The sequence below is a fragment of the Streptomyces sp. NPDC048590 genome (genome assembly GCF_043199535.1).
In the GTDB taxonomy this organism is placed as follows: Bacteria; Actinomycetota; Actinomycetes; order Streptomycetales; family Streptomycetaceae; genus Streptomyces.
In genome coordinates this window covers 1-22,599 of the sequence record NZ_JBICWC010000023.1, presented here as the reverse complement: position 1 = coordinate 22,599, position 22,599 = coordinate 1, and the positions used below count along the sequence as shown (strand labels likewise).

Sequence of the window (22,599 nt, the reverse complement as noted above, 5' to 3'; positions counted from 1 at the left end):
AGGACCTAATCTGTGCACCGTGACTTCGCCTGCCGACACCGAGATCGCTGCGCCCCAGCTCAGCGCGGGACCGAGGCCCGCCCCGGGCCCCGCCGCCGACGAGGGGCTCTCGCGTCGGCTGCGCGCGCTCGCCTGCACCGCCCCGCTGCACGACCTCGACGTGCGCAAGGCCAACCTGGCCGGCGCGTACACGGTCTACGCGATGGCCGAGGTGGCCCTCGCCGCGATCGACCTCGTCACCCTCAACATGGACTTCGACACGGGTGCCGACCACGACCAGATAGTGGCCAGGCTCCTCCCGCGGGTCGCGGCCCAGGCACCCCGCCGCCCGGCCGTCGAGCACGAACGGGTCGCGCGCTGGGTCCTGGAGAACCTGATCAACGTCGGGAGCGTGGACCGCGGTTTCCGCGCCGTCTACGGCACCTTCGGTCCCGACGGCGTCTACGTCCGCCGGGACTACGACTTCAAGCTGATCGAGGAGGTCCCGGGCCACGGCGGAAGCGTCTACCTCCGTGCCACCGACGAGGCCGTCAACGTCCTGGTCGGCGCCCTGGACACGGACGTCACCAGCGCCCAGATCGCCGCCGAGGTGAAGCTGGAGGTCCTCGTCAGCAGGGGCCGCCTCGCCGACGCCCAGCTCGCCGCGGAGCAGGCCCGCTACCGCACCGTGCAGTACGCCGAGACGCTCCGCCGGACGCTGGAGGCCACCCGGCGCAACGTCCGCGCTGTCGACTGGCTCAACGCGGTGCCCGACATGATCGCCGAGGCGCTGGACCACGTGGCCGACCGCTACCGCCACGAGAACGCGATCCTCACCAACATCCGCAAGGCCCGTGACGAGGCCGAGGAACCCGAGAACAAGCGCCGCGCCGCGGAGCTCGTCGACATCGTCAAGGACTGCATCCGCCGCCACACCCAGCTCCAGTCCAGGCTGCTGGAGGCCGGACCGCTCTTCCGCGCCGAACAGGACCGGCAGGCGTTCGCCGCACCCGCCGCACGCGCGGGCCTCGACCTCTACGGACAGCTCGTCGCGCCGCTGCTGCCGCTCCCCGTCGAGCAGGCCACCAGGGCGACGGACGCCTTCTTCACCCACGGCACAGGACTGCGCACCCCGGGCTCGGTCCGCCTCGGTGACCTGGTGGACCTGCTGCTGATGCCCCCGGTCGAACGCGACCACCTCGGCGCGGAGATGCCGGAGCCCGACCTCATCGCCACCCCGGACGACAGCAGGTTCAGCGAGGAACAGCTGGCGAGCGCCATGGAACTCCTCGACCTGGAGCACGACGCGCCCCGCCGGCTCTCCGGACTCCTCGCCGAAGCACGCACACGCGATCCGGAGCTGCCCTACCTGGTCGCTCTGCTGGCCGTGCACGCCGCGAGCCCGCCGGTCGGCACCGCGTACCGGCAGGGCGAACGCAGACTGCTCTTCGCGGTCGACGACGGCACCCCGCTCGAGGACCACGAATTCGGCGGTGCGGACCTGATAGTGGGCATGGCCCTGCTGGACGCGGCCGGGATGGCCGCGGACCGCAAGGACGCCTCGTGAGCCTCCACCGCCGTGGCCCCCGTACCCCGTGCGCCCTCCGCCGGGCGACGCCGGGAGCACCGTCCCGCCCCCACCCCCTGCCGCCCGGGAGCGGCACCCTTACCGAGGAGTCACCGAGTTGAGCGAGCAGCACGCCGAGCACACCGAGGCGTGGGACGACCCGTCCCCCACGCACGGGGCCGACGCCGCGCGGCCGGCCGCTCCCGCCACCGTGACCCCCGCGGACGCCGCCGACGCGGCACGCCTCGTCTCCTTCGGGCTCCAGCCCAAGCTGATGCCGGCCCGCGACGCCGAATACGGCGAACTGCTGCGCCGCTACCGCGAGGAGACGGCATTCGCCCGTCTCGCCGACGCCGTCGCCACCGGCCTCGGACTCGTGGTCCTGGAGGTCTCCACCCGCGCGGGGATGGCCGTGACCGCGGCCGAGGACTCCGTCTTCGCGGTCCGCATGGGCGACTACGCCCGGCGGGCCTCCTCCGACTCCGCCGACCGCTTCCTGCACGGGCTGGCCCACCTCGCCGTCGCCGCCCTGGCCTTCCCCCGCCCCGAAGACCTCTCCGACGACTCCTACATCGGCCGGATCACCGTCAACGGCGTCGACGCCTTCGTCCGCCAGGCCTGCCGGCGCCTGGAGGAGCGGGCCGAGGAGCAGGGCGACAACACCGACCCGGCCACCGAGGCCCCCGGCCTGGAATCCGGATGGCGGGTGTACGCCCGCCGCAGCGCCACCGGGGCCACCAAGGACGCCCGCCGCCTCGCCGGATCCACCACCGGCATCATCGGCAAGGCCGTCGCCTTCCTCACCGACTCCGGCTTCCTCCAGCGCACCGGGGACGACGCCGGCGGCGCCTACCGCACGACCGCCCGGTACCAGCTCCAGGTGCGTGACATGGCGGGCAGCGCCGCCATGGCCGAACTGCTGGAGCTCGGCGTCGTACCCGTCACGGACGGCTCGGCCACCCTGCTGCCCCCGCCCGACGACGAAGGCCTCGAACTCGCCGCCGACGCGGGACTCCCCTTCCACTCCTGAGCCCCGCCCCGCTGCCGCGCAGCTCCCCGCCCATCACCTGAACGACGAGAGTCCGCCGCCATGTACGAGTTGTCCCGGGTCCGCCTCTACTCCATCGGGCCCGCCGGTGCGCGCTACGCCGACACCGTGCTCGACCTGCGCGGGGTGGGCGAGCCGGTGCCCAGGCCCGCCCCGGCGCAGGCGGAGTTCTTCGAGGACGAGCCGGTCGGGCCACCGCGCCGGCCGGCCCCCGCGGGTGTGCTCTTCCTGGAGAACGGCGGAGGCAAGTCGGTCCTGCTCAAGCTGATCTTCTCGGTCATGCTGCCGGGCCACCGCAACACCCTGGGCGGCGCCAGCTCCGGCGTGCTGCGCAAGTTCCTGCTCGCCGACGACTGCGGACACGTCGCCCTCGAATGGCAGCACACCCTCACCGGGGAGTGCGTGGTCGTCGGCAAGGTCAGCGAGTGGCGCGGGCGCCAGGTCTCCAACGACCCGCGCAAGTTCGCCGAGGCCTGGTACTCCTTCCGCCCCGGGCCGGGGCTCAGCCTCGACAGCCTTCCGGTCGCGGAGGCCACCTCGGTCGGCCGGCCTACCGAAGGCGTCTCCGGGGCCCGGGGCAGGCGCCGCACCATGAAGGGCTTCCGCGACGCCCTCACCGACGCGGGCAAGTTCTACCCGCACCTGGACGTGCACTGGGAAGAGATTCACGACCGCTGGAACGAGCACCTCGGCGACCTCGGCCTCGACCCCGAACTCTTCCGCTACCAGCGGGAGATGAACGCCGACGAGGGCGAGGCGGCCGGTCTCTTCGCCGTCAAGAAGGACTCCGACTTCACCGATCTGCTGCTTCGCGCCGTCACCGACACCCGCGACACGGACGGCCTCGCCGACCTCGTGAGCGGTTTCGGCAACAAGCTCGGCCGGCGCGCCGAGCTCACCGCCGAGCGCGACTTCACCGCGGGCTCCGTCGACCTGCTGGGCAGGATCGTCGAGGCCACCGCCACCAGGGCCCGCAGCCGTGACATCCACGCAGGCGCCGAGCGGCGCACCCGCACCCTCGCCCGCAGGCTCTCCGGCCGCGCCGCCGAGGAGCGCGGCCGCGCCGCGGAGCTCGCCGAGCAGGTCATGGCCGCCGCCGACACCGTCACGGACGCCGAGACCACCCGTGGCAGCAGGGACCTCGTCGCCGCCGAACTGGCCTACCGGCACGCCTCCCTGGCCCTGACCGCGGCGGAGAAGAGCGCCGCGGCCCAGCGCCGTGAGCTGGGCGACGCCCGGACCCTGCACGCCGCCTGGCAGGCCGCCGAAGCGGTCCTCAGGCACCGGGCCGCGGCCGACCGCTCGACCCGTGTCGCCGCGGCCATCCGCGAGGCGGAGCGAGACGCCGCTCCTGCCCTCGCCGCACGCGCCACGGCCGCCGCCGACCTCGTACGAGCCCTGCACACCGCCGCCGAGGCGGGGGAGCGGGTGGCCGACGAGGAGGAGGAGCGTTCCGCGACGCTGCAGACCACCGGGGAGACCGCGCACCGGGACGCCACCGTCGCCGCCACCGAGGCCCAGCGGGCCCGCAGCGAGGCCGGCCACCTGCGCCAGCGTCTCGGCGAGGTCGAGCAGGAGACCGCGGAGGCCGTGCGGGCCGGCTGGCTCGACGACACCGCACCGGACGCCGACCCCGCCCGTGCCGCCCTCGCCGCCAACGACGCCGAAGCCGCCGCGGTCGCCGCCTGGGACACCGCGCGGGAGTCCGCCCGGGCCACCGCCGACCGGGCCAGGGAATCCGCCGCGACGGAGAGCCGTACCGAACTCGCCGCCGCCCGTGCCGCCGATGCCGCGGACGCGGCCGAACAGTCCTACGACGCCGAGCGCAGGGCCGCGGAGTCGATCGCCGCCGACCACCGGCTCGCCGATCTCCTCGGTCTGCCGGGGGCGGCCGCCGCGGGATTTCCCCGGCCCCGCCGCGCCGCCGCCGAGCCGGAGGGCACAACCGGGGACGACCCGGCACCGGACGACGCCTCGGCCCTGACCGCCGAGGAGTTCGACGGCAGCGCCGACGAGTTGCGGGAGCTCCTCGACCAGGGGATCGCCGCCGCCGAGCGCAGGCTCTTCGACCTGCGTACGGCCGCGGCCGACGACTCACGCATCCTCGGCGCCCTCGGCGACGGAGGGCTGCTGCCCCCGGGCCCCGACGTACTCGCCACGGTGGAGTACCTCGGTGAGCACGGCATCCCGGCGCTTCCGGGCTGGCGCTATCTCGCCCAGGCCGTGGACCCGGCGGACCACGCCGCCGTCCTGGCCGCACGGCCCGAACTCGTCGACGGTGTCGTCATCACCGACCCCGACGCGCACGCCCGCGCGCGAGAAGTGCTGGCCGCCGCCGCCCTGCTGCCCCGCTCGGCCGTGGCCGTGGGCACCGCCGCCGCCCTGCTCGCACCGGTGCCGGCGCCGGAAGGTTCCGACGGCGGCGGCGTGTTCCTCGTCCCGCCGAACCCCGCGATGCACGACGAACACGCGGCTGACGAGGAGCGCCAGGCGCTCAGGGCACGGGCAGCCTCCCGCGACGAGGACATCAGGACGCTCGCGGCACGGCTCACCGCCGACCGTGCGCTCGCCGCCCGCATCGGCTCCTGGCGCGCGGACTGCCCACCGGGCATGCTCGCCGAGCTCCGCGACGCCGCCGCCACCGCCCGAGCCGCCGCCGAGACCGCGCACGCCGCACTCGCCGAGGCCCGCACGGCGCGCGCCGAGGCCGACGAGGCCGCCGCCGACGCCGCACGCGTCCGGGACGAGCGGCAGGAGGCGGCACAGCGCGCCCGCCGCGCGGCCGACGCGCTCGCCGGCCTCGCCCACCGTCTCCGCGAACGCGCGGGCTGGCAGGCACGCCTGCGTGAACTCACCGACGAGGCGGCCGAATCCGAAGCCCGTGCCACCGCCTGCCTGGAACGGGCCCGCGCAGCCGACGAGGACCGGCGGGCCGCGCAGCGCGCCGCGGACGACGCCCACCGCACCGCCCGCGCCCTCAGGGCCGAGCGCGCCGAGATCGCGGGCGTCCCCGAGACGCTTCCCGAGCCCGACGCCTCCGCCGTACGCACCTCCCTGCCCGCGCTGCGGGAGGCGTACCGGGCCGCGTCCCGGCTCTACGAGAAGGTGGGCGTCGGAGCCGACCTCCGCGCCGAACAGGCACGCGCCGAGAGCGACGAGAGCGCCGCCCTGGCGGAACTGGACCGCCTCACCAACAAGGTCCGCACCCGCGCCGCCCAGCTCCTCGAAGGCACCGACGGCGCCGACGGCCCCTCGCGTCAGGCGGCCTCCGCCCGCGCGGAGTCCCTCGTCCAGCTGCTGGAGACCCGCGCGTCCACGGCCAGCGAGCAGCTGGGCCGACTGCGCGGCGAGGCCGAGCGCCTCGCCCCCGCCGACGACGCCTCCCGTCACACCGAACTCCCCGAGGCATTGGTCCCCGCGGACGCGGAGCAGGCCCAGACCCTGCTCCGTACGGCCACCGCCGAACTCGCCTCCGCCGGAGCCGCGCTGGACACGGCAAGGGCCGCACACGCCGAACTCCTGCGCGCCCACCGCGGGGCCGAGGAGGCGGCGGGCGGCTTCGACGAGACCGCGGCGCTCCTGCGCGACCTGCTCCGGGACCACGGCCCCGAGGACGAGCCCGAGGCGCCCGAGCCGTACGCCGGCACCCTGGAGGAGGCTCGGCAGTCCGCCGCGGAGGCCCGCCGCTCCCTGCGCGGCTGTACGACCGACCTGTCGGCCGCCGAGAGCGCGGTGCGTGAGGCGAGCGACGTGCTCGTGCGGCACGCCAACTCCACGCGCTACGAACAGGTCCGCACCCCGGCCCGGCAGCAGATCCGGGAACTCCCGGCGGTCGCTCTGCCCGACCACGCCGAGAAGTGGGCCTCGGCCTTCGCACCCAGGCTGCGTGTGCTCACCGACGAGCTCGCCCAGCTGGAGCGGAACCGCGACTCCATCGTCGACCGGCTCCGCGGGCTCGTCGAATCCGCCCTCACGACGCTCCGCTCCGCGCAGCGGCTCTCCCAGCTGCCGGAAGGGCTGGGGGAGTGGTCCGGACAGGAGTTCCTCCGGATCCGGTTCGAGGAGCCCGACCAGGCCACTCTCACCGAGCGTCTCGGCGAGGTCATCGACGAGGCCACCCACGCCGCGCTCAAGAAGAACTCCGACCTGCGCAGGGACGGAATGTCCCTGCTGCTCCGGGGCGTGCAGGCGGCCCTGCAGCCCAAGGGCGTCGCCGTCGAGATCCTCAAGCCGGACGCGGTGCTCCGCGCGGAGCGCGTACCGGTCGGGCAGATGGGCGACGTCTTCTCCGGCGGCCAGCTGCTCACCGCGGCGATCGCCCTGTACTGCACCATGGCGGCGCTGCGGAGCAACGACCGGGGCCGCGACCGGCACCGGCACGCGGGCACGCTCTTCCTCGACAATCCCATCGGCCGCGCCAACGCCACGTACCTGCTGGAGCTCCAGCGCGCGGTCTCCGATGCCCTGGGCGTCCAGCTCCTCTACACGACAGGGCTGTTCGACACCACGGCGCTCGCGGAGTTCCCCCTGGTGATCCGTCTGCGCAACGACGCCGACCTGCGTGCGGGGCTGAAGTACATCAGCGTCGAGGAGCACCTGAGGCCCGGGCTGCCCCAGCAGGACCCGGAAGGCGAGACCGTCCACGGCGAGATCACCGCGACCCGGATGTTCAAGCGGTCCGCCGCCACCGGCGGCGCGGCGTCCGTCCTCCCCGAGATGCGCTCGGAGATGACGGAGAACCAGGGCGAACGGGCGCCGGAGCGCCGGTAAGCGGAGGCCGCGGGCCGGCCGGCGGGCGTCAGGCCCGCGAGAGCCGTCCGCCGCCCCGGCGTATCCGGTCCTCCCTGCGGCCCCTCGCACGGGCCGCCCGCCTTGCTGCCCGGCGTTCCCGGCGCATCCGTCGCGCGGTGCTGCTGGGCACGGACACCACACCGTGACGCTGGTTCCAGACCTGCCGGGTGACCCAGACGTCCAGTACCGCCCAGGTCGCGGCGACCGTGCTCGCCACCCCGCTCAGCACCATGGGGAACGCGAGCCACGACCCGGCCAGCGTGCACAGGAACGCCACCACCGCCTGGATGATCGTCAGCGACATGATGATGACCGCGCGCACCGCCGCCGTACGGACCGGGTCCGGCATCCTGCGGCGGACCGCCGGTTCCTCCACCCACAGCTCCTGTCGGCCCCCGCCGCCCTCCGAGGGCCCTTCCGCCCGTGCGGAGGCTGTGGGCTCCGGGGCCGAGGCCTGCGCGGGTACGGAGCGGGCCGCCCCTCCCACCCGTCCAGGCGGCGTGGTGTCCGACGGTGCCGGCGTGCCCCGACGCTCGTCCGTGTCCAAGGACCTTCAACTCCCCACCAGTGTCCGACTCAAGGGTGACTGCCCGGTATGCGCCCGCTCTACGCCGGAGCGACCGCACGCCGGTCGTGTCCACCCCCGTGAGGTTCTCCTGCCCCGTACGTCCGTACGAACGCCGGGTTGCGAAGATTCCCGCCGGGAGACCTCGACCGGCTCGCAAAAGGCACGGAACGTAGAATTCCAGCCAACTGCCTTGTGAGGTCGCACCGTGTTCTGCCAGGAGTTCTCTGTCGCTTTCGCGAACTTCTTCGCAGGTGATACCGGGACAACTGGTGAGTAACCCGGTTCCGAACGGCCGGAATTCGCCCGGACACGTCTTCGAGTTACCGGTAGGTCAGTAGTAGGCTCGCGCCGCCTGTCGACGTCACACCGGACGACGCGCGGTGGAGCGGCAGCGATACGGGAACGACCTGAGGGGCCGGGCGCCGGGAAGACCGGAGCCACCGGCACCGCGGACGCAATCAACCCCCGCCGTGCGGGGCCGAGCTGGGGGAGGCCATGCGCTTTCGCGGGAAGTCCATCCGCAGGAAGATCGTGGCGTTGCTCCTGGTGCCGCTCGCGTCACTCACGGGTCTCTGGGTCTTCGCGACCTATGTGACGGGCCGTGAGGCCGGTGAACTCATGGGCGCGAGCGCCATCGTGGACCAGGTCGGCCACCCGCTCGAGGACACGATCCGCGCCGTCCAGGGCGAACGCCGCCAGACTCTCGTGTTCCTCGCCGACCCACGCGCCTCGGACGCCCTGCCACTGCTGCGCAACCGCCGCGCCGTGACCGACCGGGTCGTGGCCGACGTCAGGCGGAGCGCGAGGAGCAAGGACATCCGGGAGAAGCTGAGCCCCGAGTCCGAGGCGCGGCTCGACTCCGTCCTCGGTGAGATCGACGGTCTGGACGCGCTGCGCGCATCCGTCGAGAAGCGCACCATCGACCGGACCAGGGCCCTCGACTTCTACAACGGCCTCGTCGACCCCTGCTACCGCTTCCTGAACGGTCTCCACACGATGGAGAACGTGTCGATGGACAATCAGGTCCGCGCTCTCGTAGGGATCTCCAGGGCCCGCGAGATGCTCTCCCGCGAGGACGCGCTGATCGCCTCCGGCCTCGTCGCCGGACGGCTCGGCGCCCCCGAAATCCGAGCCGTCTCCGACCTGGCCACCAGGCGCACGCTGCTTTACGAGGTCAACCTCGAACTCCTGCCCTCCGGTGAACGCGGGCGCGTGGAGCAGTACTGGCGCAGCCCCGACACCGAGCCCCTGCGCACCGCGGAACGGAAACTCATCGCCGCCGGCCCCTTCACGAAGCCGGGCGCGATCGACTCCGCACGCTGGGAGGACGTGGCACCACCCGTCCTCGACCATCTCGCCAACGACGGCACCGAACTCTCCAACCGGTTCCAGGACCGCGCCGAACCCGCCGGCTACCGGGTGCTGATCCGGGCCGGTGCCGCCGGGGTCCTCGGCTTCGTCGCCCTGCTCGTCTCCGTCTTCGTCTCGGTACGGGTTGGACGCGAGCTGGTCCGCGACCTCTCCCGGCTCCGCAAGGACGCCCATGAGGTGTCCGGGGTACGGCTGCCCAGCGTGATGCGGCGCCTCGCCGCCGGGGAGCAGGTCGACGTGGAGACCGAAGCCCCGCACCTCAACTACGAGCGCGACGAGATAGGGCAGGTCGGGCAGGCTCTCAACACCCTCCAACGGGCCGCTGTCGAGGCAGCGGTCAAGCAGGCGGACATGCGCCGGGGCGTCTCCGAGGTCTTCGTCAACCTCGCCCGCCGCAACCAGGTCCTCCTGCACCGGCAGCTGACCCTTCTCGACGCGATGGAACGACGGACCGAGAACAGCGACGAACTCGCCGACCTCTTCCGGCTCGACCACCTCACCACCCGCATGCGGCGCCACGCCGAAGGCCTGGTGATCCTCTCCGGCGCCGCCCCGTCCCGGCAGTGGCGCAAGCCGATCCAACTGATGGACGTGGTCCGCGCGGCCGTCGCGGAGGTGGAGGACTACGAGCGGATCGAGGTCCGGCGCCTGCCCCGCATCGGTGTGGGCGGCCCCGCCGTGGCCGACCTCACCCACCTGATCGCGGAACTGCTGGAGAACGCCACGGTGTTCTCGCCCCCGCACACCGCCGTCCAGGTCCACGGCGAGCGCGTGGCCAACGGATTCACGCTGGAGATCCACGACCGGGGTCTGGGCATGACCCCGGAGGTGCTCCTGGACGCGAACCTGCGGCTGGCCGAGACCCCCGACTTCGAGCTCTCCGACACCGACCGCCTCGGCCTGTTCGTCGTGAGCCGGCTGGCCCAGCGGCAGAACGTCCGGGTGTCGCTCCAGACCTCTCCCTACGGAGGCACGACCGCGGTCGTCTTCGTACCCGCGCAGCTGCTCACCGACGCGCCGGACACCCATGGCACCGGATTCCGACTGGACCGTTGGTCGGAGAAGGCTATCGGCGGGCCACCCGGCATCGGCAGGAGCCGGGGGGACGGCCGTACGGAAGCCGGTGCCACCGGCAGGCCGTCCGCGCTCTCCCCGGTCCCCACCGGTCTGACGGACCCGTCGGTACTCGATGGCCCCGTCGAACTGGAGGGACCGGTCGGCACGCTGGGGTTCGACGACCCGGCCGTCGACCGTGAGCTCGACCCGGCACTCGGGCCCGTGCTCGACGGGGTGTCAGACCTCGAGGACACCGAAAGTGAGCGGGGCGGGATCTTCAGAGCGCGGGATCTGCGCAGGGACGACGGCCGGGAGCAGCACCAGCAGGCGCTGGACGGGGTGGACGGTGCGTCCGCCGACGTCCGGCCGATGCGCCCGGTCCCGCTTCCCCGCCGCAGGCCGACGGGGCGCGCCGCCGGCCAGAGCCGCCGGCTCGGCGACAGGGCACGCTTCCGTACGGACGCATCCGCGGCCTCCGGCGCCGAGGACGGACCCGCCGCGACCGGCGACGAGGCGCGGCCCGCTTCCGCCGCCCCGGAGACGGTGGGCGGTCTCCCGCGCCGGGTCCGGCAGGCGAACCTCGCCCCACAGCTCCGGGAGGCCTCCGCAGGACGGACTTCCGGCCACGCACCCGCGGACACCGACGACGACCTCGAACGTGACGCGGAGGACGTACGCAATCGCATGGCCTCGCTCCAACGCGGCTGGCAGCGTGGCCGTCGGCAGAACGCCGAGGACACCGCCGGTCAGAGCGGGACAGCACCAGGAACCACTCCGGGAGGGGACGGTCGATGACCGCACCGAACGCCGCAGCACAGAACGCCGCACGCCAGGGCTCGGGCCAGCTCAACTGGCTCCTCGACGAGCTCGTCGAGCGTGTCGCGAGCATCAGCAAGGCGCTGGTCCTGTCCAGCGACGGCCTCGCCACCGGCACGTCCCAGGGCCTGACGCGCGAGGACAGTGAGCACCTGGCCGCCGTCGCCTCCGGATTCCACAGCCTGGCCAAGGGGGTGGGCCGCCACTTCGACGCCGGCCGGGTCCGGCAGACGGTGGTCGAACTCGACGAGGCCTTCCTCTTTGTCACGGCGGCCGGTGACGGCAGCTGCCTCGCGGTCCTGGCCGCCTCGGACTCGGACGTCGGGCAGGTCGCCTACGAGATGACCCTGATGGTCAAGCGTGTCGGCGCGCATCTGGCCAACGCCCCAAGGACCACCGGTCTGCCCGCCGGAGGGTGAGGCGCGGGGATGAGCGCAGACTCCGTCCGGGACACCGCGTCCGGAACACCGCCCAACCCCGCCGAAGCGGGGTCCTCGCGCTGGTACGACGCCGAGGCGGGTCCCGTGGTCCGGCCCTACGCGATGACCCGGGGGCGAACCAGCAGCGCGTCCCGCCATCGTCTCGACCTGATCGCGATCGTCGTACCCGAACCTGCGGCCGACGATCCCGGCCGTGACCAGACGCTCTCCCCGGAACACGTGGAGATCGTCGAACTCTGCAGCGACATGCCCCAGTCGATCGCCGAGCTCGCCTCCGGTCTGGATCTCCCCGTCGGGGTCGTCCGCGTCCTGGTGGGTGACCTCGTCGAGGACGAACTGGTGCACGTCACCCGTCCCGTTCCGCCGGCCGAGCTGCCGGACGTGAGCATTCTTCGCGAGGTGATCAATGGCCTTCGGGCGCTCTAGCCGCCGGAAGCGGCCCGTCGAGCCCGTTACCCTGAAAATCCTGGTGGCGGGCGGCTTCGGAGTGGGCAAGACGACCCTGGTGGGTGCGGTCAGCGAGATCAGACCGCTGCGTACGGAGGAGCGGCTGAGCGAGGCGGGCCGCCCCGTCGACGATCTCGCGGGGGTCGAGGGCAAGCACACCACCACGGTGGCCATGGACTTCGGCCGGATCACCTTGCGGGAGGACCTGGTCCTCTACCTCTTCGGCACCCCCGGACAGGACCGCTTCTGGTTCCTGTGGGACGAGTTGGCCCAGGGCGCTCTGGGAGCGGTGGTGCTGGCCGACACCAGGCGGCTGGAGGACTGCTTCGCGGCGGTCGACTACTTCGAGCGCCGGGCGATCCCGTTCACCGTGGCCGTCAACCTCTTCGAGGGTGCCGACCGGTTCCCGGCCGAGACCGTCCGGGCGGCGCTCGACCTCGACCCCGAGGTACCGATGCTCCTGTGCGACGCCCGTGACCGGGCATCCGTGCGTGATGTGCTCGTCGCGGTCGTCGAGGACGCGCTGGCGAGGGCCGGGCGACAGCCCGAGCCCGCCACGACCTGACCGGCCCGCCCGGGACGGGAACGCGGCCCGTACCCCCGCCGACCGGGGTACGGGCCGCGTGTCATGGCGCGGGGGGCAGCGGGCCTCGCAAGGGAGTGTTCACCCGAGGTGATGGCCCGTCAACCCATGACGCGCCACGGGATCAGGCGTTCTCCGCAAGGTACTTCGAGGCGATCTCGGCCAGCTCGGCGTCCCGCCCCGAGAGCATCATGCCGATCATCTGCGCGTCACCGCGCAGCGACCACGCGGGGTGCCCGAAGGTCGCCGGATTGTTCTTCTCTATGAGGAAGTGCGCGGGCCACGCGGTGCCGTAGCCGATCAGGGGCAGCGCCAGCGCGTACCGCTTCCGGCCACGAGCCAGACCGTACGCGGTGAGCGCGAGCCCGGTCAGGGTGCCGGTCAGATGGACCCATCGGGTGGCCGCCTTGGAGTGCATGGCGACGTAGTAGGGCCAGAACTCTTCATATGAACCGAACGTCTGCTGTGGCATACGGGAACCGTAACCGGTCGCCACCGCACCGATACAGCCGCTCGGCGCCCGGCAGGGGCAAGGGCGGCCGGATGCCACCGGGGGTGGCATCCGGCCGCGACCGCCGGCCCGCCTCAGTGCCCGGCGACGGAACGCCTGGCCACCGGGAAGTCGAAATAGGTGTCCGGGAAGAGCTCCGGCTTGTAGGTGAAGTGCCACCACTCCTCGGCGAGATTCACGAACCCCAGACCGGTCAGCGTCGACTTGAGGAACTGCCGGTTGGCCCGCTGGGCGCCCTGAACCCGGGGATCGTCCGTGTGTGAGAGCGTGTCGAAGCAGTCGTAACCGGTGCCCATGTCCACCGAGTTGTCGGGGAAGCGCTCACTCTTCGGCCCGTAGCACGGTGTCAGCCTCTCGCCGGGCACGTACGGACGGGTCGGACGGGCCGGCAGTTTCACGAGTGTCAGGTCCACGGTGCTGCCCCGGCTGTGCCCCGACTTCTCCGCGATGTAACCGTCCTCGAACAGGCGCGTCTTGTCGACCATCGGGTAGAACTCACCCTTCATCGACTGGTCGTCGAGGTCCTTCGCCCAGCGCACGAAGTGGTCCACCGCACGCTGCGGCCGGTAGCAGTCGTACACCTTGAGGGAGTAGCCCTGACGCAACAGGCTCCGCTGAGCCGTACGCAGCGCGAGGGCGGCCGGCCGGGTCAGGATGCAGACCGGCTGCCGGTAGCCGTCCACCGGCTCCCCCATGAAGTTGTGCGGTGTGGTGTAACGCATCTCCGTGATGATCGTCGGATCCACCGAGCGGAGGTCGACGAACTCCGGCGGAGCCTTGGGTTCGGGCCGGGCCGTGGCCACCGGGGCGGCGGCGGTGACGGCGAGGAGGGCGGCGCCGGTGGCGGCCAGGGCACGGAAGGCACGAGCAATTCCTGTCATGGGCACACCGTTTATCAGCTCCGGGGCCCCAGGAGAAGAGTGATCGGATACAGTCCGGCCCGTGAAGGACACCCACTGCGGTGACTGCGGAGCCCGGTACGCCACCGAGACATGGCCGCGCACCTGCACGGCCTGCGGCCGTACCGCCTACCGCAACCCCCTGCCCGTCGCCGTCGCACTGCAGCCGGTCACCGGCCCGGACGGCACCGGCCTCGTCGTGATCACCCGCACGATCCCACCCCACCAGGGCGGACTCGCGCTGCCGGGCGGCTACATCGACCATACGGAGGACTGGCGCCACGCCGTCGTACGCGAACTCTTCGAGGAGACCGGCATCCCGGCCGACGAGAACGACGTACGGCCGGCCGACGTGCTGAGCGCTCCCGACGGCCACGTACTCCTGTTCGGCCTGCTCCCCCCGCGCCCCGAGCGAGGGCTCCCGCCGTCCCGGCCCACCGACGAGACCTCCGGATTCGACGTGCTGCGCGCCCCACGCGCACTCGCCTTCCCCCTCCACAGCCGGGCCGTGCACGCCTGGTTCGCGGGCGTCTACCGCTGACCGGACACCGGCAGACCCGGGTTGGCGGGCGTCTACCGCTGACCCGACGCCGGTAGACCCCGTACCCGGACGGGACACGGCACCCGGGCCTCCTCGCCCTCCCGCTCGACCACCACCCGCCCGGAGAGCGACCGCGAGGTGTACCGCTCCACCTCGGCGACCTCCCGGCCGTCCTCCGAGTCCCGTACGACGGACCCCCCGCCGGTACGGCCAGGAACCGGAGCCCACGCCTCCAGTTCCAGGCCCCCGTCCGGTCCCCGCACCGGAATCACCGCACCTGCCCGGGCAAGCACCGGAATCCCCGCCGGCGGCGCGTCCAGCACCACCCGCCCCGGCCCCTCGTACGCCCGCTCCGTCACCGTGTCGTACCAGCGGCCGGCCGGCAGCGGGACCGCCCTGCGGACCGCTCCCTCCTCGAGGACCGGAGCCACCAGCAGCGCGTCCCCCAGCAGGAAGGCGTCCTCGCAGTCCCGCAACTCCCGGTCACCGGACGCTCCCCACCACACCGGACGCACATACGGCGCACCGGTCAGCCTCGCCAGATGCGTCAGTGTCACGAAGTACGGGTGCAGACGCTCCCGCTCCCGCATCGCCCGTCCCGCGTGCGCGAGCACCTCCGGTCCGAACTCCCACGGCTCCCGGCGCGCCGCACCGTCGCCCGAGCGGGTCCGGAACAGCGGCATCCAGGCGCCCAGCTGGAACCAGCGCAGATACAGCTCAGGCGAGGGAGAACCCTCGTCACCGCCCACATCGGACCCCGAATACGGCACCCCGCAGAGCCCCAGCCCCAGTACCTGGGACAGCGAGGCCCGGATACCGGGCCAGCCCGTGGCCACATCCGCCGGCCTGCTCCCGCCGTACCGCTGCATCCCGGCCCAGCCCGAGCGGGACAGCAGGAACGGCCGCTCGCCCGTCCACACCTCACCGAGGACCCGGCGCCCCTGGACGAACACACCTCGGCCATCGAGCTCGAGACCGCTCCGGCAGGCCGCGTCCTGCGCGGACGCCCCTGCCGGGGGAACGACGGACGGCACCAGGCGTACACCCTCCTCGAGCAGGTCCTCCGCGAGCCGGGGCAGATCCGGGAACCGCTCGAGACCGGCCGCGAACGCCCCATCAGCGTCGGGGCAGCCGATGTCCAGATGCAGCACCGACAACGGCAGATCCCGCTCCCGGTATCCATGGACGATCCGTCGCACCTCCCGCTCGCCGTCGGACCCGCACCGGGCATGCTGCGGCCCCAGGGCCCACGACGGCGGCAGCGCAGGAGCCCCGGTCAGCGCCGCCCACGTGCTGAGCACCCGGGCCGGTGTACCCGCGACCATCCAGCCGCGTACCGGCCCGCCCTCCATCCGCACCTCACAGCTCCCCGGCCGGTCGTGGCCCGAACCCGCCCCCTCCTCGCCCTCCCGCAGGGTGACCCGGCCCGCCCATGAGTTGTCATGGAAGACCAGATGGGTTCCCGCGTCGGAGACCACCATCTGGACCGGCATCGTCGGGCGCAGCGGATCGTCCCCGGGACCGAAGGCCCCGCCGGGACCGGTGTTCCTCAGCCCGTACGTGCCCTCCCGGAGCCGCGGCCCCCCGGCCCGCCCGCCCAGCCCGAAGAAGCGCGCGTCGGCCGGGACCTCCGACCGCTGCACCCACCGGCCGCCCACTCCGTCCTCGGTCTCCCACCAGCGCGGCGGCTCCTCCCGGCGCAGCACCACACCGCCGGGCGTACGCAGCTCCACCGCGCCACGCCGGGACACGACGACGGTCAGCCGCTCCGACACCACCTGCCACCCGCCGTTCGCGTGCGGCTCCAGCCTCGCGCGCTCGTCCGGCTCGGGAACCGCTCCGGGCAGCGCGTACGACGGCGACGGAGAGGCGGCGTCCCAGGACCAGAAGACCGCACCGCCCACCGCCACCCGTACCAGCAGCTCCGAGCGGGCGAACCGCACCACGCCACCACCGGGCCCCGGCTCGGCACCAGCCAGGAGACCGGGGACCCGCGCCCGCTCCGCACCACGCGCCGCCACCGTCCGCGCGTCCGCACGACGGCGGCGCCACGCCGAGCGAACCGTACGCATCCCCCGCACAGAACCGACCATTCTCACCGAACGCACCAGGTCACGACCATCCATGGCGCCACCCTGCCATCAGCGTGGAGCCCGGTGTGCTCCGTTCAGCTTCCGTTCACCTGTGGCTCCACCACACAGCCGGACACACAAGCGTGGCGGGGAGACCCTGGTGCACAAGACGATCACATGGCATCGTCCGTAACTGCCGTTCACGCGCACACCCCAGCCCGTGCGCGCCGACGCGAACCCGCGTACACCCCGAAAGGCCAGGGAGCCTCCATGACTTCAGCAGCCGGCGACGCCCCCCTCTGGCAGCCCGGACCCGAACGCGTCGAAGCGGCGGCGGTCACCCGCTTCCAGCGATGGGCGGCCGGGCGCTACGGAGCTCCCGCCGACGGCGGGTACGCGGCGCTGCACCGCTGGTCGGTCGACGCGCTCGACACCTTCTGGGAAGCCGTCGCCGACTGGTTCGACGTACGGTTCGCCACCCCCTACGAAGCAGTGCTCGGCGACCGGTCCATGCCCGGCGCGCAGTGGTTCCCCGGAGCCACCCTCAACTACGCCGAGCACGCGCTGCGCACCGCCGACGACCCGCTCAGGGCCGACGCCCCCGCCCTCCTGCACGTCGACGAGACCCACACACAGGTGGCTGTCAGCTGGTCCGAACTCCGGCGCCAGGTGGGCTCGCTGGCCGCCGAGCTCCGGGCCCTCGGCGTGACGCCGGGCGACCGGGTCAGCGGGTACCTCCCCAACATCCCCCAGGCCGTCGTCGCGTTCCTGGCCACCGCCGCTGTCGGGGGAGTCTGGACGTCCTGCGCCCCGGACTTCGGCGCACGCAGCGTGCTGGACCGCTTCCAGCAGGTCGAGCCGGTCGTCCTGTTCACCGTGGACGGCTACCGCTACGGCGGCAAGGAGCACGACCGCACCGGGACCGTCGCCGAGCTCCGGCGCGAACTCCCCACCCTGCGCGCGGTCGTCCACATCCCGCTGCTCGGGACGGACGCGCCCGAAGGCACCCTCGAATGGACGGCGCTCACCTCCTCGGACACCGAACCGGCCTTCGAGCAGGTCCCCTTCGACCACCCGCTCTGGGTGCTGTACTCCTCCGGGACGACCGGACTCCCGAAGGCCATCGTCCAGTCCCAGGGCGGCATCCTCCTCGAACACTTCAAACAGATCGGGCTGCACTGCGACCTCGGGCCCGACGACCGCTTCTTCTGGTACACCTCGACGGGCTGGATGATGTGGAACTTCCTCGTCTCCGGCCTGCTCACCGGCACCACCGTCGTCCTCTACGACGGAAGCCCCGGCTATCCGGACGTCAACGCGCAGTGGCGCGTCGCGGAGCAGACCGGCGCAACCCTCTTCGGCACGTCCGCGGCCTACGTCATGGCCTGCCGGAAGGCGGACATCCACCCGGGCCGTGACCACGACCTCAGCCGCGTCCAGTGCGTCGCCACCACCGGCTCGCCGCTCCCGCCCGACGGCTTCCGCTGGCTCCACGACGAGGTCGCCGAAGACCTCTGGATCGCTTCGGTCAGCGGCGGGACCGACGTCTGCAGCTGCTTCGCCGGAGCCGTCCCCACCCTGCCGGTCCACATCGGCGAACTGCAGGCCCCCTGCCTCGGCACGGACCTGCAGTCCTGGGACCCGGCAGGGAAGCCGCTCGTCGGAGAGGTCGGCGAACTCGTCGTCACCGCGCCCATGCCCTCGATGCCGGTGCGCTTCTGGAACGACCCCGACGGCAGCCGCTACCACGACAGCTACTTCGACACCTATCCCGGTGTGTGGCGGCACGGGGACTGGATCACCCTGACCGAGCGCGGATCCGTGGTCATCCACGGGCGCTCCGACTCCACCCTCAACCGGCAGGGCGTCAGGATGGGATCCGCCGACATCTACGAGGCGGTGGAGCGCCTCCCCGAGATCAGGGAATCCCTCGTCATCGGCATCGAGGAACCGGATGGCGGCTACTGGATGCCGCTGTTCGTGCACCTCGCCGAAGGCGCCACCCTCGACGACGAGCTCCGCGACAGCATCAAGCGGACCATCCGCGAGAACCTCTCACCGCGTCACGTACCGGACGAGGTCATCGAGGTGCCCGGCATCCCCCACACCCTCACCGGCAAGCGCATCGAGGTCCCGGTCAAGCGGCTCCTCCAGGGAACAGCCCTGGCCAAGGCGGTCAACCCGGGCTCCATCGACAACCTCGAACTCCTCCACTTCTACGAGGACCTCGCCCGCACCCGTCGCTGAGCGGACCGGCCAGGCGGCCACTGTCAGTCCCCCTGATTACTCTGAGTGAACACCGTTACACAGTGCACAGGGGGACTCATGGCACACCACAGGCAGACCGGGCGCGACGCCAAGCGTTCCGCACCCTCCATCCGGCGCGCGCTGCGCCGCGAAGCACCCACGACCGTCGGCCTCCTGGTCGACGCCGAGGACTTCGCGGCCATGCGCCGCTACCGCAGCTTCGTCTTCGACGACCACGTGCTCTACCTCCAGCAGGTCGAGGCCCTGCTGCGCAGTCTCAGCGGGCTCGGCATGCACACCTCCGTCGCCCTGTTCGACCCCGAGGACTACGCGGAGTACTGCTCGGAGTCGGGCCTCGACCCGGACGAGCGCGCCACCCGCAGCCGGTTCACCGCCGAGGTCGCCGCCACGGGCGCCACCGTCGCCTACACGGGCCAGCCCCTCGACACCCTGATCCCCCTGCTCGTCTCACGAGCCGTCCGGCACGCGACCTGGGAGTACGCCACCGTGCTGCTGGCCGGTCTCGGTGACTGCGCGGACTGCGGACAGGACATCGGCAGGGCAGCCTTCGACCGCGCGTCCCATCTGCTGACGCGCCTGCTGGAAACGGCGGGCCCGGGCACCCACCACGTGGTGTGCAGCACCCCGTCCGGGAGCGAACAGCTCCTCGCCGTCCTCCACACCACACGCGGTGCGGACGGGCCCGCCCTTCTCGACTCCTCGGAGGGGGCGGAGTTCGCCGGCGTCCTCGCCGTCGGCGTGGCGATGGAGACCATGGGGGGCGTGGTCCTGCGTACCAGCGCACCGGGTGCCCCCGACCGGGTGCACGGCTGGCGGCTGGAGCGTGGCAGTCTCCTCCCGCTCACCGCGGGCGAGGTCTTCAGCGCCTACTGCACCGACGCCGACACGGGCGAACCTGTGTCGCCCGAGTCCGGCGTCGAGTACTGCGCGGGCTTCGACATCGGCGCCGACGAGCCGGAAACCCACCGCTGACAGCGGAAGGGGTTCCCACCGGACCCGGTGGGAACCCCTTCAGAGCCGGCCGGCAAGGCCGGACCACGCCGTCACTCGCCGGACAGCACCGCCTGCGCGGCCAGCCGCGCCTCGTCGGCGGAGTCCGCCGCGCGCGCGGCCGAGGCGGCACGCTCGCACTGGGCGAGCGTGTGCTTCGCCAGAGTCGCCCGCACATAAGGGATGGACGCCGCACCCATGGAGAGCGAGGTGACACCCAGACCGGTCAGCACACAGGCCAGCACCGGATCCGAGGCGGCCTCACCGCACACGCCGCAGCTCTTGCCCTCGGCCCGCGCCGCTTCGGCGGAGAGGGCGACCAGGTCGAGCAACGCGGGCTGCCAGGGGTCCTGCAGTCGCGACACGGCACCGACCTGACGGTCGGCGGCGAAGGTGTACTGCGCCAGGTCGTTGGTACCGAGCGAGAGGAACTCCACCTCTTGCAGGATCGAACGCGCCCTGAGCGCGGCGGACGGAATCTCCACCATCGCCCCGAACTTCGCCTGCAGCCCCGCCTCACGGCAGGCGTCGGCGAACGCCTTGGCATCGGCACGGTCGGCGACCATCGGCGCCATGACCTCGAGGTAGACCGGCAGACCCTCGGCCGCCCTGGAGAGCGCCGTCAGCTGCGTCCGCAGCACATCGGGGTGGTCCAGCAGACTACGCAGACCGCGGACACCGAGTGCGGGGTTCGGCTCGTCCGCGGGCGTCAGGAAGTCCAGCGGCTTGTCCGCGCCGGCGTCCAGTACCCGCACCACGACGCGCCCTTCGGGGAACGCCTCCAGCACCGCGCGGTAGGCGGCGATCTGCTTCTCCTCGGACGGTGCCTGCTTGCTGTCGTCCAGGAAGAGGAACTCGGTGCGGAACAGCCCCACGCCCTCGGCGCCGGCCTCCACCGCCGCCGGGACGTCAGCGGGACCACCGACGTTGGCGAGCAGCGGCACCTTGTGACCGTCGGAGGTCGCGCCCGGGCCGGTGACGGCGGACAGGGCCGCCTTCCGCGCCGCCGAAGCGCTCTCCATCTCGGCCCGCTTCTCCTCACTCGGCTCGACGAAGATCTCACCGGTGCTGCCGTCCACGGCGACGACCGTACCCTCGGCGATCTCCCCGGCTCCGGGCAGAGCCACGACGGCCGGAACTCCCAGGGCACGCGCGAGAATCGCGCTGTGGCTGGTCGGTCCGCCCTCCTCCGTGACGAACCCGAGGACCAGTGTCGGGTCGAGCAGCGCGGTGTCGGCGGGTGCCAGGTCACGCGCGATCAGCACGTAGGGCTGGTCACTGTCCGGCACGCCCGGCATCGGCACGCCCAGAAGCCGCGCCACGATGCGGTTCCGTACGTCGTCGAGGTCGGCGACACGTCCGGCCAGGTACTCCCCGGCGTTGGCCAGCAGGGCCCGGTAGGCGGCGAACGCGTCGTAGACACCACGCTCGGCCGTGCTGCCGACGGCGATACGACGGTCGACGTCCGCGATCAGCTCCGGGTCCTGCGCCATCATGGCCTGGGCCTCGAGCACGTGCTGAGCCTCGCCGCCGGCCAGGTTGCCGCGCGCGACGAGGTCGGCCGCGACAGCTTCCACGGCCTGGCGGGCGCGCCCTTGCTCGCGCTCCGCCTCCTCCGCGGGAATCTGCTTGGCCGGCGGCTCCAGGACCGCGGTACCCATGTGCCGGACTTCGCCGATCGCCACACCGTGGCTCACGCCGACGCCTCGCAGCGTTGTCTCCATTTCACCGTCTCCGATTGTGCGGCGGCTGCGCCTCCGCGGTTGATACCCGACTGGCTCGGTACTGCGCAGAGAGTGTCACTGCCAGCCGAACAGGGTCTCCCCGACCTTCACGTCTCCGTCCTCACGGACGTCCGAGAGGGATTCGGCCGTGGCCTCCAGAGCCACGATCGGGCAGATTGCGGACTTGCCGGCAGCCTCCACAGCAGCCGGGTCCCAGCGGACGATGCCCTGTCCGCGGGTCACGGTGTCACCCTTGTTCACGAGCAGCTCGAAGCCCTCGCCGTTGAGCTGCACCGTGTCGATCCCGAGGTGCGTCAGCACGCCATGGCCCTGGTCGTCCACGACGACGAAGGCGTGGGGGTGGAGTGACACGACGATGCCGTCGACCGGGGAGACGGCCTCGGACGGCTCGCGCACCGGGTCGATGGCCGTGCCGGGACCCACCATGGCTCCGGAGAACACGGGGTCGGGAACCGCGGCGAGTCCGATCGCGCGGCCGGCAAGAGGGGACGTCACAGTGGTCATGGAGAGCCTCCCAGAGTGGGGATCCGTATGGTTACCGCCACGACTGAAGGAGGGCGGCGTACTGATCAGCAGGGTAAGTCATATGAAGTCCCGGTTCCGCCCGAGACCTCCCGGTTGGCGAACTTGACGGCCCACCGGAAACGATTTGCCTCGCCTCACAGCGACCTGTACTGTCGTACCCCTGCCTCGCCCTGCTGCGGCCTCAGCCGCGAGGGTTGGCGGCGACTCCCTCAACCCAGACTGTACTTCTGATGGGGCCCTCGCATGTTCGCGAGACCTCGGTCAAAGCAACGGAAAAGGCCTGATAGAGTCGGATCAGCCGAAAGGCAAAGGCCACTCCACAGGCCGCCGGAATCAAATTCGGACCGGAAACGGAACGAAAAAGAGTCTGGTAAAGTTGGAA

The 22,599-nt window shown here is 72.4% G+C and carries 16 protein-coding genes; 10 read left to right on the top strand and 6 right to left on the bottom strand.

Annotated elements, in window-relative coordinates:
- The first annotated feature begins 19 nt into the window (after nucleotides 1–19).
- From ACGFNN_RS34915 to ACGFNN_RS34905, 3 genes are all read left to right on the top strand, one after another.
- Nucleotides 20–1,546, top strand: coding sequence for a hypothetical protein (locus ACGFNN_RS34915; protein WP_362671598.1), 1,527 nt, complete (start codon nucleotides 20–22; stop codon nucleotides 1,544–1,546).
- 118 nt (nucleotides 1,547–1,664) lie between these two features.
- The gene (locus ACGFNN_RS34910) at nucleotides 1,665–2,576 is read left to right on the top strand and encodes a hypothetical protein (protein WP_393561949.1); all 912 of its coding nucleotides are present in this window, start codon (nucleotides 1,665–1,667) and stop codon (nucleotides 2,574–2,576) included.
- A 60-nt stretch (nucleotides 2,577–2,636) separates the two neighbouring features.
- Nucleotides 2,637–7,364: a hypothetical protein gene (locus tag ACGFNN_RS34905; RefSeq protein WP_393561948.1), complete on the top strand. Its 4,728-nt coding sequence runs from the start codon at nucleotides 2,637–2,639 to the stop codon at nucleotides 7,362–7,364.
- A 28-nt stretch (nucleotides 7,365–7,392) separates the two neighbouring features.
- On the opposite strand, the gene ACGFNN_RS34900 is transcribed toward ACGFNN_RS34905, so the two are convergent.
- Nucleotides 7,393–7,932 carry a hypothetical protein gene (locus ACGFNN_RS34900; RefSeq protein WP_393561947.1) on the bottom strand — a complete coding sequence of 180 codons (540 nt, stop codon included), beginning with the start codon at nucleotides 7,930–7,932 and terminating at the stop codon, nucleotides 7,393–7,395.
- Nucleotides 7,933–8,448: 516 nt separating this feature from the next.
- On the opposite strand from ACGFNN_RS34900, the gene ACGFNN_RS34895 reads away from it, so the two are divergent.
- The 4 genes from ACGFNN_RS34895 to ACGFNN_RS34880 are packed head-to-tail and all read left to right on the top strand — an operon-like array spanning nucleotide 8,449 to nucleotide 12,648.
- Nucleotides 8,449–11,175 (top strand): nitrate- and nitrite sensing domain-containing protein, encoded by a 2,727-nt coding sequence (locus ACGFNN_RS34895; RefSeq protein ID WP_393561946.1) that lies wholly within the window; start codon nucleotides 8,449–8,451, stop codon nucleotides 11,173–11,175.
- Entirely contained in the window at nucleotides 11,172–11,615 is a 444-nt protein-coding gene (locus ACGFNN_RS34890; protein ID WP_362555359.1) for a roadblock/LC7 domain-containing protein, read from the top strand. Before ACGFNN_RS34895 ends, ACGFNN_RS34890 begins: the two co-directional genes overlap by 4 nt.
- Before the next feature lie 9 nt (nucleotides 11,616–11,624).
- Nucleotides 11,625–12,062 (top strand): DUF742 domain-containing protein, encoded by a 438-nt coding sequence (locus tag ACGFNN_RS34885; RefSeq protein ID WP_362555361.1) that lies wholly within the window; start codon nucleotides 11,625–11,627, stop codon nucleotides 12,060–12,062.
- On the top strand, nucleotides 12,043–12,648 hold the full coding sequence (locus ACGFNN_RS34880) for an ATP/GTP-binding protein (RefSeq protein WP_393561945.1): 606 nt from the start codon (nucleotides 12,043–12,045) through the stop codon (nucleotides 12,646–12,648). Before ACGFNN_RS34885 ends, ACGFNN_RS34880 begins: the two co-directional genes overlap by 20 nt.
- A gap of 142 nt (nucleotides 12,649–12,790) precedes the next feature.
- Here ACGFNN_RS34880 and ACGFNN_RS34875 read toward each other — a convergent pair whose 3' ends face one another.
- Entirely contained in the window at nucleotides 12,791–13,138 is a 348-nt protein-coding gene (locus ACGFNN_RS34875) for a DUF962 domain-containing protein (protein WP_362555365.1), read from the bottom strand.
- Between the two features lie 113 nt (nucleotides 13,139–13,251).
- Nucleotides 13,252–14,058, bottom strand: a complete 807-nt coding sequence (locus ACGFNN_RS34870) for a M15 family metallopeptidase (protein ID WP_393561944.1) — start codon at nucleotides 14,056–14,058, stop codon at nucleotides 13,252–13,254.
- A 61-nt stretch (nucleotides 14,059–14,119) separates the two neighbouring features.
- Here ACGFNN_RS34870 and ACGFNN_RS34865 point away from each other — a divergent pair, with 61 nt between their 5' ends.
- Entirely contained in the window at nucleotides 14,120–14,617 is a 498-nt protein-coding gene (locus ACGFNN_RS34865; protein WP_362555369.1) for an NUDIX domain-containing protein, read from the top strand.
- Between the two features lie 32 nt (nucleotides 14,618–14,649).
- Here ACGFNN_RS34865 and ACGFNN_RS34860 read toward each other — a convergent pair whose 3' ends face one another.
- The gene (locus tag ACGFNN_RS34860) at nucleotides 14,650–16,743 is read right to left on the bottom strand and encodes a TIM-barrel domain-containing protein (protein WP_393561943.1); all 2,094 of its coding nucleotides are present in this window, start codon (nucleotides 16,741–16,743) and stop codon (nucleotides 14,650–14,652) included.
- Between the two features lie 216 nt (nucleotides 16,744–16,959).
- On the opposite strand from ACGFNN_RS34860, the gene ACGFNN_RS34855 reads away from it, so the two are divergent.
- Both ACGFNN_RS34855 and ACGFNN_RS34850 read left to right on the top strand, forming a co-directional pair.
- A complete protein-coding gene (locus ACGFNN_RS34855; protein WP_393561942.1) occupies nucleotides 16,960–18,936 on the top strand; it encodes an acetoacetate--CoA ligase in 1,977 nt (658 codons plus the stop codon).
- Nucleotides 18,937–19,014: 78 nt separating this feature from the next.
- Entirely contained in the window at nucleotides 19,015–19,929 is a 915-nt protein-coding gene (locus ACGFNN_RS34850; RefSeq protein WP_393561941.1) for a hypothetical protein, read from the top strand.
- 71 nt (nucleotides 19,930–20,000) lie between these two features.
- Here ACGFNN_RS34850 and ptsP read toward each other — a convergent pair whose 3' ends face one another.
- Nucleotides 20,001–21,671, bottom strand: a complete 1,671-nt coding sequence (gene ptsP / locus ACGFNN_RS34845; protein ID WP_362555377.1) for a phosphoenolpyruvate--protein phosphotransferase — start codon at nucleotides 21,669–21,671, stop codon at nucleotides 20,001–20,003.
- A gap of 75 nt (nucleotides 21,672–21,746) precedes the next feature.
- Entirely contained in the window at nucleotides 21,747–22,196 is a 450-nt protein-coding gene (locus ACGFNN_RS34840) for a PTS glucose transporter subunit IIA (RefSeq protein WP_362555379.1), read from the bottom strand.
- Nucleotides 22,197–22,599: the final 403 nt, after the last annotated feature.

Excerpts from the sequence above, each read along its gene's own strand:
- ACGFNN_RS34875 (WP_362555365.1), bottom strand. The coding sequence starts at position 13,138 with ATGCCACAGCAGACGTTCGGTTCATATGAAGAGTTCTGGCCCTACTAC.
- ACGFNN_RS34855 (WP_393561942.1), top strand. The coding sequence starts at position 16,960 with ATGACTTCAGCAGCCGGCGACGCCCCCCTCTGGCAGCCCGGACCCGAA.
- ACGFNN_RS34895 (WP_393561946.1), top strand. The coding sequence starts at position 8,449 with ATGCGCTTTCGCGGGAAGTCCATCCGCAGGAAGATCGTGGCGTTGCTC.
- ACGFNN_RS34870 (WP_393561944.1), bottom strand. The coding sequence starts at position 14,058 with ATGACAGGAATTGCTCGTGCCTTCCGTGCCCTGGCCGCCACCGGCGCC.
- ACGFNN_RS34850 (WP_393561941.1), top strand. The coding sequence starts at position 19,015 with ATGGCACACCACAGGCAGACCGGGCGCGACGCCAAGCGTTCCGCACCC.
- ACGFNN_RS34890 (WP_362555359.1), top strand. The coding sequence starts at position 11,172 with ATGACCGCACCGAACGCCGCAGCACAGAACGCCGCACGCCAGGGCTCG.
- ACGFNN_RS34840 (WP_362555379.1), bottom strand. The coding sequence starts at position 22,196 with ATGACCACTGTGACGTCCCCTCTTGCCGGCCGCGCGATCGGACTCGCC.
- ptsP (WP_362555377.1), bottom strand. The coding sequence starts at position 21,671 with ATGGAGACAACGCTGCGAGGCGTCGGCGTGAGCCACGGTGTGGCGATC.
- ACGFNN_RS34880 (WP_393561945.1), top strand. The coding sequence starts at position 12,043 with ATGGCCTTCGGGCGCTCTAGCCGCCGGAAGCGGCCCGTCGAGCCCGTT.
- ACGFNN_RS34905 (WP_393561948.1), top strand. The coding sequence starts at position 2,637 with ATGTACGAGTTGTCCCGGGTCCGCCTCTACTCCATCGGGCCCGCCGGT.
- ACGFNN_RS34885 (WP_362555361.1), top strand. The coding sequence starts at position 11,625 with ATGAGCGCAGACTCCGTCCGGGACACCGCGTCCGGAACACCGCCCAAC.
- ACGFNN_RS34860 (WP_393561943.1), bottom strand. The coding sequence starts at position 16,743 with ATGGATGGTCGTGACCTGGTGCGTTCGGTGAGAATGGTCGGTTCTGTG.